Annotated in this window: 13 protein-coding genes; 9 read left to right on the forward strand and 4 right to left on the reverse strand. The window is 62.7% G+C overall.

The window, feature by feature from the left end; all coding sequences use genetic code 11:
* Nucleotides 1–97: 97 nt before the first annotated feature.
* The gene (gene clpA, locus ACR9ZC_RS23215; protein ID WP_173259248.1) at nucleotides 98–2,395 is read right to left on the reverse strand and encodes an ATP-dependent Clp protease ATP-binding subunit ClpA; all 2,298 of its coding nucleotides are present in this window, start codon (nucleotides 2,393–2,395) and stop codon (nucleotides 98–100) included.
* The gene (gene clpS / locus ACR9ZC_RS23220) at nucleotides 2,392–2,706 is read right to left on the reverse strand and encodes an ATP-dependent Clp protease adapter ClpS (protein ID WP_173259246.1); all 315 of its coding nucleotides are present in this window, start codon (nucleotides 2,704–2,706) and stop codon (nucleotides 2,392–2,394) included. The genes clpA and clpS overlap by 4 nt, the downstream gene beginning before the upstream one ends.
* 543 nt (nucleotides 2,707–3,249) lie before the next feature.
* Here clpS and cspD point away from each other — a divergent pair.
* Entirely contained in the window at nucleotides 3,250–3,456 is a 207-nt protein-coding gene (gene cspD / locus ACR9ZC_RS23225) for a cold shock domain-containing protein CspD (RefSeq protein ID WP_017776809.1), read from the forward strand.
* Between the two features lie 346 nt (nucleotides 3,457–3,802).
* Here cspD and ACR9ZC_RS23230 read toward each other — a convergent pair whose 3' ends face one another.
* Together ACR9ZC_RS23230 and icd are read right to left on the reverse strand one after the other, a co-directional pair.
* The gene (locus ACR9ZC_RS23230) at nucleotides 3,803–4,558 is read right to left on the reverse strand and encodes an SDR family oxidoreductase (RefSeq protein WP_481582062.1); all 756 of its coding nucleotides are present in this window, start codon (nucleotides 4,556–4,558) and stop codon (nucleotides 3,803–3,805) included.
* 348 nt (nucleotides 4,559–4,906) lie between these two features.
* On the reverse strand, nucleotides 4,907–6,163 hold the full coding sequence (gene icd / locus ACR9ZC_RS23235) for an NADP-dependent isocitrate dehydrogenase (RefSeq protein ID WP_331568037.1): 1,257 nt from the start codon (nucleotides 6,161–6,163) through the stop codon (nucleotides 4,907–4,909).
* Between the two features lie 369 nt (nucleotides 6,164–6,532).
* Here icd and ACR9ZC_RS23240 point away from each other — a divergent pair, with 369 nt between their 5' ends.
* The 8 genes from ACR9ZC_RS23240 (at nucleotide 6,533) to ACR9ZC_RS23275 (ending at nucleotide 16,602) form a co-directional block, all read left to right on the forward strand.
* Nucleotides 6,533–7,102 carry a pseudouridine synthase gene (locus ACR9ZC_RS23240; protein ID WP_481582063.1) on the forward strand — a complete coding sequence of 190 codons (570 nt, stop codon included), beginning with the start codon at nucleotides 6,533–6,535 and terminating at the stop codon, nucleotides 7,100–7,102.
* A 371-nt stretch (nucleotides 7,103–7,473) separates the two neighbouring features.
* On the forward strand, nucleotides 7,474–7,668 hold the full coding sequence (locus ACR9ZC_RS23245; protein ID WP_440560516.1) for a hypothetical protein: 195 nt from the start codon (nucleotides 7,474–7,476) through the stop codon (nucleotides 7,666–7,668).
* 185 nt (nucleotides 7,669–7,853) lie between these two features.
* Nucleotides 7,854–8,345 (forward strand): DUF192 domain-containing protein, encoded by a 492-nt coding sequence (locus ACR9ZC_RS23250; RefSeq protein WP_481582064.1) that lies wholly within the window; start codon nucleotides 7,854–7,856, stop codon nucleotides 8,343–8,345.
* A 193-nt stretch (nucleotides 8,346–8,538) separates the two neighbouring features.
* The gene (fusA, locus tag ACR9ZC_RS23255; RefSeq protein ID WP_440560517.1) at nucleotides 8,539–10,647 is read left to right on the forward strand and encodes an elongation factor G; all 2,109 of its coding nucleotides are present in this window, start codon (nucleotides 8,539–8,541) and stop codon (nucleotides 10,645–10,647) included.
* Nucleotides 10,648–10,874: 227 nt separating this feature from the next.
* Entirely contained in the window at nucleotides 10,875–12,578 is a 1,704-nt protein-coding gene (locus tag ACR9ZC_RS23260; RefSeq protein ID WP_481582065.1) for an ABC transporter substrate-binding protein, read from the forward strand.
* A gap of 27 nt (nucleotides 12,579–12,605) precedes the next feature.
* Nucleotides 12,606–13,616, forward strand: coding sequence for an ABC transporter permease (locus ACR9ZC_RS23265; RefSeq protein ID WP_481582066.1), 1,011 nt, complete (start codon nucleotides 12,606–12,608; stop codon nucleotides 13,614–13,616).
* Nucleotides 13,613–14,494 (forward strand): ABC transporter permease, encoded by an 882-nt coding sequence (locus tag ACR9ZC_RS23270; protein ID WP_481582067.1) that lies wholly within the window; start codon nucleotides 13,613–13,615, stop codon nucleotides 14,492–14,494. The genes ACR9ZC_RS23265 and ACR9ZC_RS23270 overlap by 4 nt, the downstream gene beginning before the upstream one ends.
* Nucleotides 14,491–16,602: an ABC transporter ATP-binding protein gene (locus ACR9ZC_RS23275; RefSeq protein WP_481582068.1), complete on the forward strand. Its 2,112-nt coding sequence runs from the start codon at nucleotides 14,491–14,493 to the stop codon at nucleotides 16,600–16,602. The genes ACR9ZC_RS23270 and ACR9ZC_RS23275 overlap by 4 nt, the downstream gene beginning before the upstream one ends.
* Nucleotides 16,603–16,739: the final 137 nt, after the last annotated feature.

The following is a 16,739-nucleotide window of genomic DNA, read 5'->3' on the forward strand; positions in this document are numbered from 1 at the left end:
TCCGCATAAAAAGCAACGGCGCGGGTTGTGGCCCGCGCCGCTTGTTTGTCGGCGGCTCGCGCGGCATTGCATTGCCGCGCGAGCCGCTGGCCGATCGTCACTCCACTTCGACCGTCTCCGGATTGGGTGAGCGCGGCGCCGCATTCTCGTCGAATGTCAGCTGCACCGTGTCGCTCTCGTCGACATCGACTGTCACGCGGCCGCCGTTCATCAGTTTGCCGAACAGCAGTTCGTCGGCCAGCGCGCGGCGGATCGTGTCCTGAATCAGCCGCTGCATCGGCCGTGCGCCCATCAACGGATCGAAACCGTGCTTCGCGAGATGGTGGCGCAGTGCGTCGGTGAAGACGGCGTCGACCTTCTTCTCGTGCAACTGGTCTTCCAGCTGCATGAGGAATTTGTCGACGACCCGCATGATGATTTCCTCATCGAGCGAGCGGAAGCTGATGATCGCGTCGAGCCGGTTGCGGAACTCGGGCGTGAACATCCGCTTGATATCGGCCATTTCGTCGCCGGTCTCGCGGCGCGACGTGAACCCGATCGAGCCCTTTTGCATCGATTCAGCGCCCGCATTCGTCGTCATGATGATGATGACGTTGCGGAAATCGGCCTTACGCCCGTTGTTGTCGGTCAGCGTGCCGTGGTCCATCACCTGCAGCAGGACATTGAAGATATCCGGATGCGCTTTCTCGATTTCGTCGAGCAGCAACACGCAGTGCGGCTTCTTCGTGATGGCTTCGGTCAGCAATCCACCCTGATCGAACCCGACATATCCAGGCGGCGCGCCGATCAGACGGCTCACCGCATGGCGCTCCATATACTCCGACATGTCGAAACGCGTGAGCTCGATGCCGAGCGTGAACGCGAGCTGCCGCGCCACTTCGGTCTTGCCGACGCCCGTCGGGCCCGAGAACAGGAAGGCGCCGATCGGCTTGTCCGTCTTGCCGAGCCCCGCGCGCGCCATCTTGATGGCGGCCGACAGTGCGTCGATAGCCGGATCCTGTCCGAAAACGACGGCCTTCAGGTCGCGATCGAGCGTCTGGAGCTTGCTGCGGTCGTCCTGCGACACGCTTTGCGCCGGCACGCGCGCGATCTTCGAGATGATCTCCTCGATTTCGCCCTTGCCGATCGTCTTCTTCTGCTTCGACTTCGGCAGAATACGCTGCGCCGCACCGGCTTCGTCAATCACGTCGATGGCCTTGTCCGGCAGATGACGATCCGTGATGAACCGCGCCGACAGCTCGGCCGCCGCCGAAAGCGCACCCGACGAGTACTTCACGCCGTGGTGCTCCTCGAAGCGGGACTTGAGGCCGCGCAGAATCGCCACGGTCTGCTCGACAGTCGGCTCCGTCACGTCGATCTTCTGGAAGCGCCTCGACAGCGCCGCATCCTTTTCGAAGATGCCGCGGTATTCCGTGAACGTCGTGGCGCCGATGCACTTGAGCGTGCCCGAGGACAGCGCGGGCTTGAGCAGGTTCGACGCATCGAGCGTGCCGCCCGATGCAGCCCCCGCGCCGATCAGCGTGTGGATCTCATCGATGAAGAGAATCGCGTGCGGGCGCTCCTTCAGTTCCTTGAGCACCGTCTTGAGCCGTTGCTCGAAGTCGCCACGGTATTTGGTACCGGCGAGCAGCGCGCCCATATCGAGCGAGTACACCTGCGCATCGGCCAGAATGTCCGGCACTTCGCCGCGCGTGATGCGCCACGCGAGCCCTTCCGCGATGGCGGTCTTGCCGACACCGGCCTCGCCGACCAGCAGCGGATTGTTCTTGCGGCGGCGGCACAGCACCTGGACGACACGCTCCACCTCGGACTCGCGTCCGATGAGCGGATCGATGCGCCCGTCCTTGGCCATCTGATTGAGGTTTTGCGTGAACTGCGCAAGCGGCGTTTCTTTCTGCGACGCGGCGTCCTCCGACTCCGGACTCGTGTCGCCCGCTTTGGCCGCGTCGTTGGTGTTCGTCTTCGCGATACCGTGCGAGATGAAGTTCACGACATCGAGCCGTGTCACGCCCTGCTGCTGCAGGTAGTAGACCGCATGCGAGTCCTTCTCGCCGAAGATCGCCACGAGCACGTTCGCACCCGTGACTTCCTTCTTGCCGTTCGACGTCGATTGCACGTGCATGATCGCGCGCTGAATCACGCGCTGAAAGCCGAGCGTAGGTTGCGTATCGACGTCGTCGGTACCGGGTACCGTCGGCGTATTGTCATGAATGAAGTTGCGCAGGTTCTGGCGCAGATCTTCGATGTTGGCCGCGCACGCGCGCAACACTTCTGCAGCTGTCGGATTGTCCAGCAACGCCAGCAAAAGATGTTCGACCGTGATGAACTCATGCCGCGCCTGGCGTGCTTCCATGAACGCCATATGCAAGCTGACTTCCAGTTCCTGGGCAATCATGCTTCCTCCATCACGCACTGCAGCGGATGCCCTGCCTGCCGTGCGTGTGTAACAACCTGCTCGACCTTGGTCGACGCGATGTCCCGCGTGTAGACCCCACAAACTCCCCGACCTTCACGATGAACCTTCAGCATGATCTGCGTCGCGGTCTCTCGGTCTTTATTGAAATATTCCTGCACGATCATCACGACAAATTCCATTGGCGTGAAATCGTCATTCAACAGCACTACTTTATACATGGACGGTGGTTTCAGCTCCTTTTCCTGCCGCTCGACGACCGTACCGTCCTGCCTGTCCGGGATAATTGCCATACACCCATTCTAAACAACTCGGTGAGCCCCGCAATCCTGCAAAAACCCGACCGACCAGTTGCCGATCGCACCGCCGCGGTGCGATGCTGCCATCGCGCCGCGCCTGTGCGAACCCGCCGTGCCCCATTGGCGGTCGCCGCACCCGCGGCGCCACGCCCGGGCGCGCAGCCCGTTCGAGTATCGCACATCGCGTGCCGGCTCTCCCGCGCCCGCGCAACAGCCCATTCCGAGCACCTCGTATCCGCTATTCCCATGTGCGTCGATTATGCGACTTTTCAAGCGCGCCCGCTTGCGCCAGCGCACACAGCGGAAGGGGGAAAAACCCTCGAACCGAAGTGCGTTTCTCGACATCTCAAAATTTTCTTGACACTTCTTTAAAGAGAACCAACAATCAAGCTGGCACTTTTTTTCAGCTGGCTGCAACAAGTGCAAGTACGAAAAAATGCCGAGGTGAGCTAGTGCGGAGGGGGCGGCTGCAAGCATGCGGCTGTCGAGCTTTTCGAGCGTGCTCGTGGTGGGACATGAGTTACAGGGGAAGTTGGTATGGCAACTGGTACGGTCAAATGGTTCAACGACGCGAAAGGCTTCGGATTCATCACGCCCGATGAAGGCGGCGAGGATCTGTTTGCACATTTCTCGGCCATCCAGATGAACGGATTCAAGACGCTCAAGGAAGGTCAGAAAGTCAGCTTCGAGGTCGTACAAGGACCGAAGGGCAAGCAAGCATCGAACATCCAGGCCGCCGCCTGAGATCGTTTGAAGCAATGCCTTCGAAAACCCGGCTTCGGCCGGGTTTTTTTCATTTTGCGAACCGCCTTCCCTAGTCCTCACCCGCTGGCCCTCAACAACGCATGAACGCATTGTCGTCCTCCGATCCGCAGATTCTTTGCGCCACGTCATAAATGCGGCACGTTTCGATCGAGCGAAACGAGGATTTGAACATCCTCACAGAACAATGACCGTTCGATGAACGAAAAGAGGCGGTATCGCGCGAAAAATCCGCTGCCTTGGCCCCAAAAACGCAGGGCTTTTTCGCGCGCGGGCGATGGTGGTTGCCCACCCCTGCGCGCATAGGCAACGAAGCATATGTACCGCTTTACGCGAAACCGCCATTGACGCGCAACACTTGCCCATTGATCCACCGGCCTTCCGGGCCCGCTAGAAACGACACGACGTTGGCGATTTCCTCCGGCTCGCCGAGACGTTCCAAGGGCGCCTGCTTCGCGATTTGTTCGATCAGCTCCGGGCTTTTGCCATGCAGGAACATCTCGGTTGCGATCGGTCCCGGTGCGACCGCGTTGACCGTGATATTGCGGCCGCGCAGTTCGTTCGCAAAGACACGCACGAGCCCTTCGACGCCGGCTTTGCTAGCGATGTACGCGCCGTATCCGGGAAAGTTTTTCGCAATCACGCTCGAAGAGAAGCCAATGAACCGGCCGCCGTCGGGCAATGCCTGCGCGGCCTGCGTCATCATCAAATACGTACCGCGCAAGTTGATCGCTATCGTCTTGTCGAAAGCATCGACATTGCCCTGCGCGATCGGCGCGACCGACATGACGCCGGCGCTGTTCACGACCACATCGGCGCGGCCGAATTCGCGTTGCGCGGTCGCATAGAGTCGCTCGACATCCTCGGCTATCGAGACGTCCGCCTGCACCGCATGGGCTCGACCGCCCGCGTCGGCAATCTGGCGCACGACTTCCGCTGCGCTCGATTCACCGCCTGCGAAGTTCACGATTACGGCAAAGCCGTCCTTCGCGAGCCGCAGCGCGATAGCCCGACCGATGCCCCGCGAGCCGCCCGTGACGATGGCAACGCCTGATGCTGGACGATGGAAAGATTGATCTTGCATGAGTCGCTCCAGTTAGCTGATTACCGAGCGCCGCGCCCGGCATGCTTCGCATTGTTCTCGTTATTGCGCAGGGTATAAAGCGGGCAGGATTGCCAGCACAGTTCAATTCCTATCAACAATGGATCGACGGGAAGCGCTTCGCCTCTTCGTCCGCATTGTCGAGACGAACGGCTTCCAAATCGTGCGTTTCGCGGCAAATTCGGGCGCGAACGACTACCCGCTGGAAATGGATGATGGACGGCCGCCGGATGGCACGGCAATCAAAAACGAAAAACGCCGACAAACCATCGGGTCTATCGGCGTTCTCCTACTTCACGACTTTGGGTTCGCAGGACCTGCGACGCCCGCTTACATGTTCTCGATCAGCACCTGGCCGAAGCCCGAGCACGATACCTGCGTCGCGCCTTCCATCAGGCGCGCGAAGTCATACGTGACGCGCTTTTGCAGAATCGACTTTTCCATCGAGGAGATGATGACGTCGGCCGCCTCGGTCCAGCCGAGATGGCGCAGCATCATTTCTGCCGAAAGGATTTCCGAACCGGGGTTCACGTAGTCCTTGCCTGCGTACTTCGGCGCCGTGCCGTGCGTAGCTTCGAACATCGCGACCGAATCCGACAGGTTGGCGCCCGGTGCAATGCCAATCCCGCCGACCTGAGCGGCCAGCGCATCCGAAATGTAGTCGCCGTTCAGGTTCAACGTCGCGATCACGTCGTATTCGGCCGGACGCAGCAGGATCTGCTGCAAGAAGGCGTCCGCGATCACATCCTTGACGACGATGTCGTTGCCCGTCTTCGGATTCTTGAACTTCATCCACGGGCCGCCGTCGACGAGCTCCGCGCCGAACTCTTTTTGCGCAAGCGCATAGCCGTAGTCGCGGAACGCGCCTTCCGTGAACTTCATGATGTTGCCCTTGTGCACGAGCGTCACCGAACGGCGATCGTTGTCGATCGCGTACTGGATCGCCTTGCGCACGAGGCGCTCCGTGCCTTCGCGCGAAACAGGCTTGATGCCGATACCCGACGTTTCCGGGAAGCGGATCTTTTTCACGCCCATTTCTTCGCGCAGGAACTTGATGACCTTCCTGGCCTGCTCCGATTCCGCCGCCCATTCGATGCCGGCGTAAATGTCTTCCGAGTTCTCGCGGAAGATGACCATGTTCGTCTTCTCGGGCTCACGCACAGGCGAAGGCACGCCCTTGAAGTACTGAACCGGCCGCAGACAGACATACAGGTCCAGCTCCTGGCGCAACGCGACGTTCAGCGAGCGGATGCCGCCGCCGACCGGCGTCGTGAGCGGACCCTTGATCGAAACCACGTACTCCTTGAGCACTTCGAGCGATTCCTCGGGCAGCCAGACGTCCGGCCCATACACCTTGGTCGCCTTCTCGCCCGCATAGATTTCCATCCAGTGGATCTTGCGCTTGCCACCGTATGCCTTTTCGACGGCCGCATCGACCACCTTGATCATCACCGGCGTGATGTCGAAACCCGTACCGTCACCCTCGATGTACGGAATGATCGGCTGGTCCGAAACGTTGAGCGAGTAGTCCGCGTTGACGGTGATCTTGTCACCGCCCGTCGGGACCTTGATGTGCTGATACGGCATGATCGACTCCAGGGTTGGCTGTGCAGATAAAACAAGCGGAAAACGGCAAAACCGGGGGCTCAGTCTCCACCGCGTTCGGCTCGCTGCGGATGTCTCGAGGTACTTGACGAAGCCGCGCAAATACGGCTGGCTCGCTATTCTAGCCCACGTCGCAAATGCGGCGCCCGCAGCACGGAACGGCATCCACGCGCGCCGACCACGCCGCAGTTCGCCTCGGCGTAGCAACCGCGAGGGGAATAGCGTTGGCTCTGATGTCTTATATAAGACAGAAGACTTGCCGTCTCGTATTATGCATTAATATCCCGCCATTTGCCATAGACGCCGGCTCGGGGTTACCGCCCGCGCAGCCGCCGTGCCTGCCGCCCGCCCATGCGCCTCATCGCCCTCAATAAGCCATTCGGTACCCTTTGCCAATTCTCGTCACATGAAACGCGCAGCTCGCTCGCGGATTGGGTGCGCGTACGGGACGTTTATCCGGCGGGGCGGCTCGACGCCGAAAGCGAAGGACTTTTGCTGCTCACGGACGATGGCCGCCTGCAGGCACGCATTGCCGAGCCCCGTCACAAACTCGTCAAACGCTACTGGGCCCAGGTGGAAGGCGTGCCCGATGCGCACGCGCTCGCGATGCTCGCGCGCGGCGTCGATCTGGGCGACTATGTCACGCGGGCATGCCGGGCATGCGCGATCGATCCGCCCGACGCACTTTGGCCGAGGGTGCCGCCCATCCGCTTCCGGGCGGCCATCCCGACGACGTGGATCGAACTGGCGTTGACCGAGGGCAAGAATCGCCAGGTACGCCGAATGACCGCGGCCGTCGGCTTTCCAACACTGCGGCTCGTGCGGGTGGGGATCGGCGCCCTGGACCTTTTCGCGCTCGGCCTCGCGCCGGGCGAATGGCGCGACGTACCGGCGCAAGCCCCGTGGCACGGCCTCGTATGATCCGCGGCGCGCCGCAACGCTCGTTTTCGAGCCAAGTCCCTGTTATGCCGGACTTTTTTTCCGGCGGTCGAAAGCGGCGCGGCACGAACTCCCCGTCCGAACAAGCAGAATCGACGACTCGCAATGCATGGAGTCAACCGCTTTGGCCGGTCACACGTTATTCGACGCAGATGCCGTCCGAAGCTGTCCGGCATTCGCGTGAAGGCTTGTGCTTTGCGGACTGTCCGCGGCCGCACTGGGCACCAGCGCGCAGACGCACCGGCAAGAAATTGTTCGATGCGGCTGTCAACCGAAAGGTGGATGGCACGTTTACCGACATGACTCATTGACCGGGTCATTTGGTTAATTAACTAAAGCTGAGGATTTACGACATGAACAAACTGATCGCCGCTCTGGTCGCTGGCCTGTTCGCAACGGCTGCTTTCGCACAAGCTTCGTCGACGGAAGCCGCTTCGGCTGCCGCTCCGGCTGCCGCTTCGGCTCCCGCCAAGAAGGCAATGAAGCATCACAAGAAGTCGCACAAGAAGGCTGCGAAGGCAGAAGCCGCTTCGGCCGCTTCGGAGTAAGTTTGTTGTAAAGACGCAGTCAAGAACACGCAGTTTGCCGTTCTTAACGGCGTTCGAAGGCAGGTCGCCGCAAGGTGCCTGCCTTTTTGTTTTTTTATCTTTTTGTTTGCTTTTCGTTTTGTTTCGGCCTGTCGCCCTCGCGTAAGATGCGCGTGGACTGGTCAAAGACCCTAAGGAGGGGTGTCGTGGGAGTGAGCCTTCGTTCAAGGATTACGCGCAGCATCGCGGTCCTCGCCATACCTGCCGCCTTGCTTGCCGGTGCGGCCGCCTTTGCGCAAGCCCTCCCAGCCGGAGCGAAGCAGCCATCGGAATTCCCGCGCGTGAAGCTGAGGGCGGGCATGTTCGTCATCGATGCCGCCGTCGCCGCCAACGATGCGGACCGCGAGCAGGGCCTCATGTACCGCACCGAACTCGCGCCGAACGAAGGCATGCTGTTCGTGTTCGGCGAAACGGCCGTGCACTGTTTCTGGATGAAGAACACGCTGATTCCGCTTTCCATCGCGTTCATGCGCGCCGACGGTACGGTTACCGATATCGACGAAATGCAGGCGGAAACCACCAACAATCATTGCCCACGCAACAATGGCGTCTATGCGCTCGAGATGAGCAAAGGTTGGTTCGCGGCCAAGGGCATCAAGCCGGGCATGAAGATACAAGGGCTGCCCCAGCCGGGCTGAGCCCGCTGCGGACGCCAGATTTGGGGGCCGTGGCCGAGGCGCCGCAACCCCCAATCGGTTATCCCCCTCTCCAGGGATCGCTGCAAAAGCCTTGCCGAGGCGCTATTCTTCTAGGTCTGCAATAAACGCGGCGTGCAATATCCGGGCGATGGCGCCCGGTCCGGTTGACGCGCCCACTTGCAAGGAGATCGACGTGCCCCGCAAGACTCCCATCGAGCGCTACCGAAACATCGGCATCAGCGCTCACATCGATGCCGGCAAGACCACGACCACCGAACGTATCCTGTTCTACACCGGCGTGAGCCATAAGATCGGCGAGGTTCACGAGGGCGCGGCCGTGATGGACTGGATGGAGCAGGAGCAGGAGCGCGGCATCACGATCACGTCCGCCGCGACGACCGCCTTCTGGAAAGGGATGGCCGGCAATTATCCCGAGCACCGCATCAACATCATCGACACCCCCGGGCACGTCGACTTCACGATCGAAGTCGAACGTTCGATGCGCGTGCTCGATGGCGCCTGCATGGTCTACGACTCGGTGGGCGGCGTACAGCCGCAGTCCGAAACGGTCTGGCGGCAGGCGAACAAGTACAAGGTGCCGCGCATCGCGTTCGTCAACAAGATGGATCGCGTCGGCGCCGATTTCTTTCGCGTGCAGCGCCAGATCGGCGAACGCCTGAAGGGCGTCGCGGTGCCGATCCAGATTCCCGTCGGTGCCGAAGAGCACTTCCAGGGTGTCATCGATCTCGTCAAGATGAAAGCCATCATCTGGGACGACGAAAGCCAGGGCGTCAAATTCGAGTACCGCGACATTCCGGCCGAACTGCAGGCTACGGCTGACGAGTGGCGCGAGAAAATGGTGGAGGCGGCCGCGGAGGCCAGCGAAGAGCTGTTGGAAAAGTATCTCGAAGACCACACCTCGCTCACCGAAGACGAGATCAAGGGCGGCCTGCGCAAACGCACGATCGCCAACGAGATCGTGCCGATGCTCTGCGGCAGCGCCTTCAAGAACAAGGGCGTACAGGCGATGCTCGATGCCGTCATCGACTACCTGCCCTCGCCTGTCGACGTGCCGGCTATCCTCGGGCATGACGAGGACGATCGCGAAGCCGAACGTCATCCGAGCGACGAAGAGCCGTTTTCGGCGCTCGCGTTCAAGATCATGACCGATCCGTTCGTCGGTCAACTGATTTTCTTTCGCGTCTATTCGGGCCTCGTCAATTCGGGCGACACGGTGCTCAATTCGACGAAGGGCAAGAAGGAGCGCATCGGCCGGATTCTGCAGATGCATGCGAACGACCGCAAGGAAATCAAGGAGGTCTATGCCGGCGACATCGCCGCCGCGGTCGGCCTGAAAGAGGCGACGACGGGCGACACGCTATGCGATCCGGCCAACCCGATCATCCTCGAACGAATGATTTTCCCGGAGCCGGTGATCTCGCAGGCCGTCGAACCGAAAACGAAGGCCGACCAGGAAAAGATGGGTATCGCGCTCAATCGCCTGGCGCAGGAGGATCCGTCGTTCCGCGTGCAGACTGACGAAGAGTCCGGCCAGACGATCATCTCCGGCATGGGCGAGCTGCACCTCGAAATTCTCGTCGACCGGATGAAGCGCGAGTTCAACGTCGAAGCGACGGTGGGCAAGCCTCAAGTGGCCTATCGCGAGACCGTGCGTACCCGCATCGAGGACGTCGAGGGCAAGTTCGTCAAGCAATCGGGCGGGCGCGGCCAGTACGGTCACGTCGTCATCAAGCTCGAGCCGCAGCCGCCAGGCAAGGGCTACGAATTCGTCGATGCGATCAAGGGCGGTGTCGTGCCGCGCGAGTTCATCCCGGCCGTCGACAAAGGCATTCAGGAGACGCTGAAAAGTGGCGTCCTGGCGGGCTATCCCGTCGTCGACGTCAAGGTCACGCTGACGTTCGGCTCGTACCACGACGTCGATTCGAACGAAAACGCGTTCCGGATGGCCGGCTCGATGGCGTTCAAGGAAGCGATGCGCCGCGCAAAGCCGGTGCTGCTCGAGCCGATGATGGCCGTCGAAGTCGAGACGCCCGAGGATTTCATGGGCAATGTGATGGGCGATCTCTCGGGCCGGCGCGGCATCGTGCAGGGCATGGACGATATCGCGGGCGGGGGCGGCAAGTCGATTCGCGCCGAGGTGCCGCTCGCGGAAATGTTCGGGTATTCCACTTCGCTGCGCTCGCTCACGCAAGGACGCGCCACCTATACGATGGAGTTCAAGCACTACGCCGAGACACCGACCCAGGTGTCCGACGCCATCATCAATTCGAAGGGCAAGTAACACGCCTTCTTCCAGCTCGTCCGACCCGCCGATGACCCGTGCATCGGCGGGTTTTCTTTTATCGGCGCCGTGACAAGCCAAGTCCACACCACGTCCACATCGGCGCACAAGTTGCGCAACGCTATCCGCAACTCGCGTTACACTGCACGCACGCTCGTCATCGCAGTACCGCTCGTCGCCGCCGCTTTCCCGCGCGCGCACTTCAAAACGAACCGGAATACGCATCGATGAAAGCCCGCCTTACCTTGCCGCACGCCCTCGAAGCCCTGCGCCGCGATGCCGGCGAACTCGGCAATCACGCCATCGACGAATACCTCGCGCAGCGCGTCACGCGGCGCGAATTGCTGCGTTACGCGAGCGTCATGGGACTCTCGGGCATGGCGGTTGCCATCGGGGGCCTGGCGTTGCCGCAGCGGGCGCGGGCGCAGACGCCCGGCGGCGGCGCCACGATCCGCGTGGCCCATTTGACGCCGGCGGGCGCGGTCGATCCGCTCACCGTTGCCGACGCCGCAGGGCTCGCGCTCATCGCACAGACGGGCGAGTTCCTCGTCGACGACGAAAGCGGTGCGAGCAGCGCCGCGGCCACCCATCGAGCGCCGGGCAACGGCGGCTTGAGGCCCGCCCTCGCGTTGTCCTGGCAGCCGAACGCAAAGGGCGACGTATGGACGTTCAAATTGCGTTCGGGCGTGAAGTTCCACGACGGACAAGTCATGAGCGCCAAGGATGTCGTTGCGACGTTCGATCGGCTGGCCGACCCCGCGAGCGGCTCGGCCGCACTCTCCATGCTCAAGGGAGTCCTGTCCAAAGGCGGCACGCGCGCGGTGGACGACGAAACGGTCGCCTTTCATCTCGATGCGCCGAACGGCAACTTCCCCTACTACGTCTCGTCCGACAATTACAACGCGGTCATCCTGCCGGCAAACTACACCGGGGGATACGAGAAGACTTTCATCGGCACGGGCCCGTTCAAGCTCGACAAGTACCAGCCCAAAGTGGCTGCGGCGTTCGTTCGGAATCCTGACTATTGGGGCGACAAGGCGCTGCCGTCGCGCGTCGAGTTTTCGTTCTATGCCGACCAACAGGCCCAGATCCTCGCGTTGCTCGGGCGCCGCGCGGATGTGATGGGCGACTTCACCGTGCAAGGCGGCGCCGGCATTCTGAACAGCGGCGATTTCGATGTGCTCTCGGTGCGTTCGAGCGCACATCGTCAGATTCATATGCGTTGCGATCAGGCGCCGTTCAACGACAAGCGCGTGCGCCAGGCACTCGCGCTTTGCCTCGATCGCGATCTTTTGGTCAAGGGCCTGTTCAAGGGACGGGCCGAACTCGGCAACGACCATCCGTTCGCGCCCGTGTTTGCCTCGTCGGATACATCGGTCGCGCAGCGCAAGGTCGACTTGCAGCGAGCCAAGGCATTGCTCGCGCAAGCGGGCCACCCCAACGGCTTCGACGCGACCCTCACGACCGAAAAATTCATGGAGATTCCCGATCTGGCCGTGGTCGTGCAAAACGCGGCACGCGCGATCGGCGTCAAGCTCAATCTCAAGATCGAAAGTCAGGGGCTCTACTACGGCTCGGGAACGTTCGGCAAATCGGACTGGCTCGATTCGACGATGGGCATCACCGATTACGGACACCGCGGTGTGCCGAATCTCTTCCTCAATGCGCCGCTCACGAGCAACGGCGCCTGGAACGCGGCGCATTTCAAGAACCCGCAGTACGATGGGCTCGTCGCAAAGTTCGTCGGTGCGCTCGATATCGCCGAGCAAAAACGGATGGCCAAGCAGATCGAAACGCTGTTGCTGGATGAAACGCCCGTCATCATTCCGTACTTCTTCGACCAGCTCGCGGCGGTGCGCAAATCGGTCAAAGGTGTTCGCTATACAGCCATCTCGCAACTGTATTTCGATCGCGCGACGACGTCCGCCTGAACTCCAGCCACATTCGCATCGGACCGCATGGCTGCCATCGCTTCCCTCTTTCGCCCCCCCCGGGCGCGCGGCAACTCGGCGCGCATCGCCTTGTTTCTGCTCGAACGTGGCGCGCTCGCGTTCATCACGCTCGCGTTGCTCTCGGCGCTCGTCTTCGCGCTCGGTCAATTGCTGCCGGGCGATATCGGGCGCGCCATCCTCGGCCCGCTTGCCGACCCTCGCGCCGTGGCGGCGCTCAATCACCAGCTCGGCGCCGATAAGCCGGTCCTGCTGCAATATGTCCACTGGATCTCGCGATTCTTACGCGGCGATATGGGTGTCTCATACGCGTTTCGCGAGCCCGTTGCGCCGTTCGTCGCGCATGCGCTCGCCAACTCGGCGAAACTCGCCGCGCTTGCGTTCGTGATCGTGGTACCGCTCGGTATCGCGAGCGGCGTCTGGGCCGCCTTGCACGAGGGACGCTGGCCCGACCGGACGCTGATGATCGTCGGCATGTCGGCCACCGTCGTGCCTGAATTCGTTTCCTCCATCGTGCTGATTCTCATATTCGGCGTCTGGCTGCGCTGGCTGCCCACCGAAGCCGTCTATCCGGCCAACGCCAGTGCCGTCACGGCCTTGCGGCATCTGATTCTGCCGGCGCTGCCGCTCGTTTTCGTACTGTTCGGCTATATCGCCAGGATGGCGCGTTCGGGGACAGTCGAAGCGCTCGATGCGGACTACACGCGCACCGCCGTCCTCAAGGGATTGCCGCCGCATGTCGTCGTCCTACGCCATGTGCTGCGCAACGCGTTGCCGCCCACCGTCACGGTGGCCGCGACCCAGCTCGGCTACATGGTCGGCGGGCTCGTCGTCGTCGAAACGCTCTTTCACTATCAGGGCATCGGCTTGTTGATCTACAACGCGGCAACGGCGAAGGATTTTCCGATGCTCGAAGCGGGCGTGCTGTGCGTGGGCATCGTTTATACCTTCGCCAATCTGCTCGCCGACGCGCTGCTCGCCTCGCTCGATCCGCGCAGAAACAAGGCAGGCACGCAATGAGCACGCACACGCATCCGCCCGGCGCCGAAACGCGTGCCGATCCGCCCAGCGAGCCCCGCTTCGAGACGCTGCGCGCACTGCTGCGCTCGCCGAGCTTCATCTGCGGCGCGCTGCTCGTCGGATTCTGGCTCGGTTGCGCGCTCCTCGGACCGTGGCTCGTGCCGCACGATCCCTATGCGTCGGACCCGCTCAATTCGCTGGCCCCGCCCGATCGGGCGCACTGGTTCGGAACCGATCAGCTCGGGCGCGACGTGTTCTCGCGGGTCATCGTCGGTGCGCGCGATATCTTCGGAATCGCGCCGCTCGCCACGCTCGTCGGTACGCTCGCGGGGACCGCGCTCGGGCTCGTTCTCGGCTATATCGGCGGCTGGTTCGACAAGCTCGCGGGCCGCCTCATCGATGCCGTGCTGGCGTTGCCGCTCGTCGTCGTCGCATTGGCCGCGCTTGCCGCACTCGGTGCATCGAGCGCCACGGTCGTGTTCGTGATCGGCTTCACGTTCATGCCGATCACTGCGCGCACCGTCCGCACCGCGGTGCTCGCCGAGCGTCATCTCGAGTACGTCGCCGCGGCTCAATTGCGCGGCGAGCGCGCGCTCTACATCATGTTCGTCGAGATCTTGCCGAACATCCTGCCGCCGATCGTCGTGGAAGGCACGGTGCGCCTGGGCTACGCGATCTTCGCTGTCGCCACACTCTCGTTTCTGGGCTTCGGCGTCGCGCCGCCCTCCCCGGACTGGGGGCTCGCGCTGTCGGAATCGTATGCGCTGATGACAGGGGGCGCATGGTGGACCGTTGTCTTCGACGCGCTGGCCATCGCGACGCTCATCGTCGGGGTGAACCTCGCCGCCGATGGCGTGCAGGGAGCGCTCGACCGATGAGCCGGCCCACGCCCAACGATTTTCCGATCCTCGATGTGACCGCACGCGCCGATGACGACGTGCTCGCGGTCACCGGGCTGACCGTTGCGTACCGCATACGGTCGCGCGAACGCGAGGTGCTCAGCGACGTCACGTTTCGCGTGCGCCGCGGCGAGGCCTATGGCCTCGTCGGCGAATCGGGCTGCGGCAAGTCCACGCTGGCGCTCGCGGCCATGGCCTACTTGCCGCGCAACGGTCGCATCAAGGCAGGGCGCATCGAGGTCACCGGCCGCGATCTCGCGACACTCGATGCCGAGGCCTTGCGAAAGATGCGGGCTCACACGGTCTCGATGGTCTACCAGGATCCCTCGCGTGCGCTCAATCCGTCGCTCAGCGTGGGTCTTCAGGTGTCCGAAGCATTCGAAATGGCGTACGGCGTTTCGCGCGCCGAGGGCGAAGCGCGGGCGCTCGATATGCTCGAGCGCGTACATATCGCGGCGCCACGGCAGGTGATGCAAGCCTATGCGCATCAGTTGTCGGGCGGCATGCAGCAGCGCGTCGTGATCGCGATGGCGCTTGCCGCGAATCCGGCGCTGCTCGTGCTCGACGAACCGACGACGGGGCTCGATGCGACGGTCGAAGCCGAAGTCCTCGACCTCGTCGCCCAGTTGCGCGACGAGCTCGGCACCGCGGTACTGTTCATCAGTCACAACCTGGCTGTGGTTGGCCGCATGTGCAGTCGCGTCGGTGTGCTCTATGCGGGGCGTCTCGTCGAAGAGGGCGCGAGTGCCGATGTATTCCGCGCACCACATCACCCCTATACGGTCGGGCTCTTGCGCTGCCTGCCCCAACGCGCGCGAAGCAAGGATACTGAGCGTCTCGATACGATCGCGGGCAGCCCGCCTCCGCTTGGCGCCGCGATGCGCGGCTGTGCTTACGCCGAGCGTTGCCGGCTCGTGGAAGAACGCTGCCGGCAGGTCGCGCCGCCTCCGCATCGGTTCAACGCGCCCAACGGTGTCCAGATGGCGCGCTGCCATCGGCACGAAGAGGCCCACGCATTGCCGCGCGAACGCGGGGCTTCCGGCGACGATGGCGCTCGACGCGCCGATGCGCCGCCCGGTGTTCGGGATCGCTCGCCGGTGTTGCGCGCCGCGTCCGTCTCGAAGACGTTCGTGCGCAACGGCCAGGCAGTGCGCGCCGTCGACGATGTCTCGATCACGCTCGCAGCGGGAGAAACGCTCGGGCTGGTCGGCGAGTCCGGCAGCGGGAAGACTACGCTCGCAAAGCTCATCGTCGGACTCATTGCGCCCGATCCCGGCGCTACGATCGAACTCGACGGCAAAGCGTTGCCATCGCGCGTTCAACGACGTGACGACAATCAGGTGAAGTCGCTGCAAATCGTCTTCCAGAACCCCGACGCCGCGCTCAATCGGGCGCACTCGGTCAAACATCTGATCGGCCGCGCACTATCGAAGCTCGCGGCACTGCGCGGGACCGCACACGATGCGCGGCTCGCCTCGCTCGTCGATGCCGTGCGCCTGCCGCGCCGATATCTCGGCTCGCGCACGCGTCAGCTATCGGGCGGGCTCAAGCAGCGCGTTGCGATCGCGCGGGCATTCGCGGGCGATCCGCGCATCGTCGTTTGCGATGAGCCGACGTCATCGCTCGATGTCTCCGTCCAGGCAGCCATCCTCAATCTGCTGGTCGATCTTCAGCGCGCACGAGGCGTGAGCTATGTGTTCATCTCTCACGACCTCAACGTCGTGCGCTACGTGTCCGACCGAATCGCCGTGCTGTATGTCGGTCGTCTGGTCGAGATCGGCGCCGCGCGCGAGGTGTTCGACGGCCCCCATCACCCTTATACCGAGGCGCTTTTATCGGCAGTACCGTCACTGCCCGGCGATCCGTCCGAAGCACGGATCCCTCGCGTCCGTCTGTACGGTGAACCGCCCAGCGCTGCTGCGCGGCCCTCAGGCTGCGTGTTCCAGACACGTTGTCCACGCAAGCTCGGCGCAATATGCGAGCAACAGGACCCGCCGTTTGCGGACGCCGGAAACGGCCATTTGATTCGATGCCACATCCCCGTCTCAGAACTGCGCCTGGCGCGTCACGAACTTCAGGGCGCCTGACACGCCCGGCATCCGGGCGATTGCCTCGTCTTCCCGCCTCTACGCCGCGCGCCGCGCTGCACGTCTTCCCTTCTTTCGCGTATCAGACGTGAAACGTTTTTGGCGCATTTCCGCGGTGGCGACGGGCAAGCTCCGAA

The organism is Trinickia sp. HAY1-2D, from assembly GCF_056754935.1.

Coding starts and splice junctions, on each gene's coding strand:
- clpA (WP_173259248.1), bottom strand. CDS start 2,395: ATGATTGCCCAGGAACTGGAAGTCAGCTTGCATATGGCGTTCATGGAA.
- clpS (WP_173259246.1), bottom strand. CDS start 2,706: ATGGCAATTATCCCGGACAGGCAGGACGGTACGGTCGTCGAGCGGCAG.
- cspD (WP_017776809.1), top strand. CDS start 3,250: ATGGCAACTGGTACGGTCAAATGGTTCAACGACGCGAAAGGCTTCGGA.
- ACR9ZC_RS23230 (WP_481582062.1), bottom strand. CDS start 4,558: ATGCAAGATCAATCTTTCCATCGTCCAGCATCAGGCGTTGCCATCGTC.
- icd (WP_331568037.1), bottom strand. CDS start 6,163: ATGCCGTATCAGCACATCAAGGTCCCGACGGGCGGTGACAAGATCACC.
- ACR9ZC_RS23240 (WP_481582063.1), top strand. CDS start 6,533: ATGCGCCTCATCGCCCTCAATAAGCCATTCGGTACCCTTTGCCAATTC.
- ACR9ZC_RS23245 (WP_440560516.1), top strand. CDS start 7,474: ATGAACAAACTGATCGCCGCTCTGGTCGCTGGCCTGTTCGCAACGGCT.
- ACR9ZC_RS23260 (WP_481582065.1), top strand. CDS start 10,875: ATGAAAGCCCGCCTTACCTTGCCGCACGCCCTCGAAGCCCTGCGCCGC.
- ACR9ZC_RS23265 (WP_481582066.1), top strand. CDS start 12,606: ATGGCTGCCATCGCTTCCCTCTTTCGCCCCCCCCGGGCGCGCGGCAAC.
- ACR9ZC_RS23270 (WP_481582067.1), top strand. CDS start 13,613: ATGAGCACGCACACGCATCCGCCCGGCGCCGAAACGCGTGCCGATCCG.
- ACR9ZC_RS23275 (WP_481582068.1), top strand. CDS start 14,491: ATGAGCCGGCCCACGCCCAACGATTTTCCGATCCTCGATGTGACCGCA.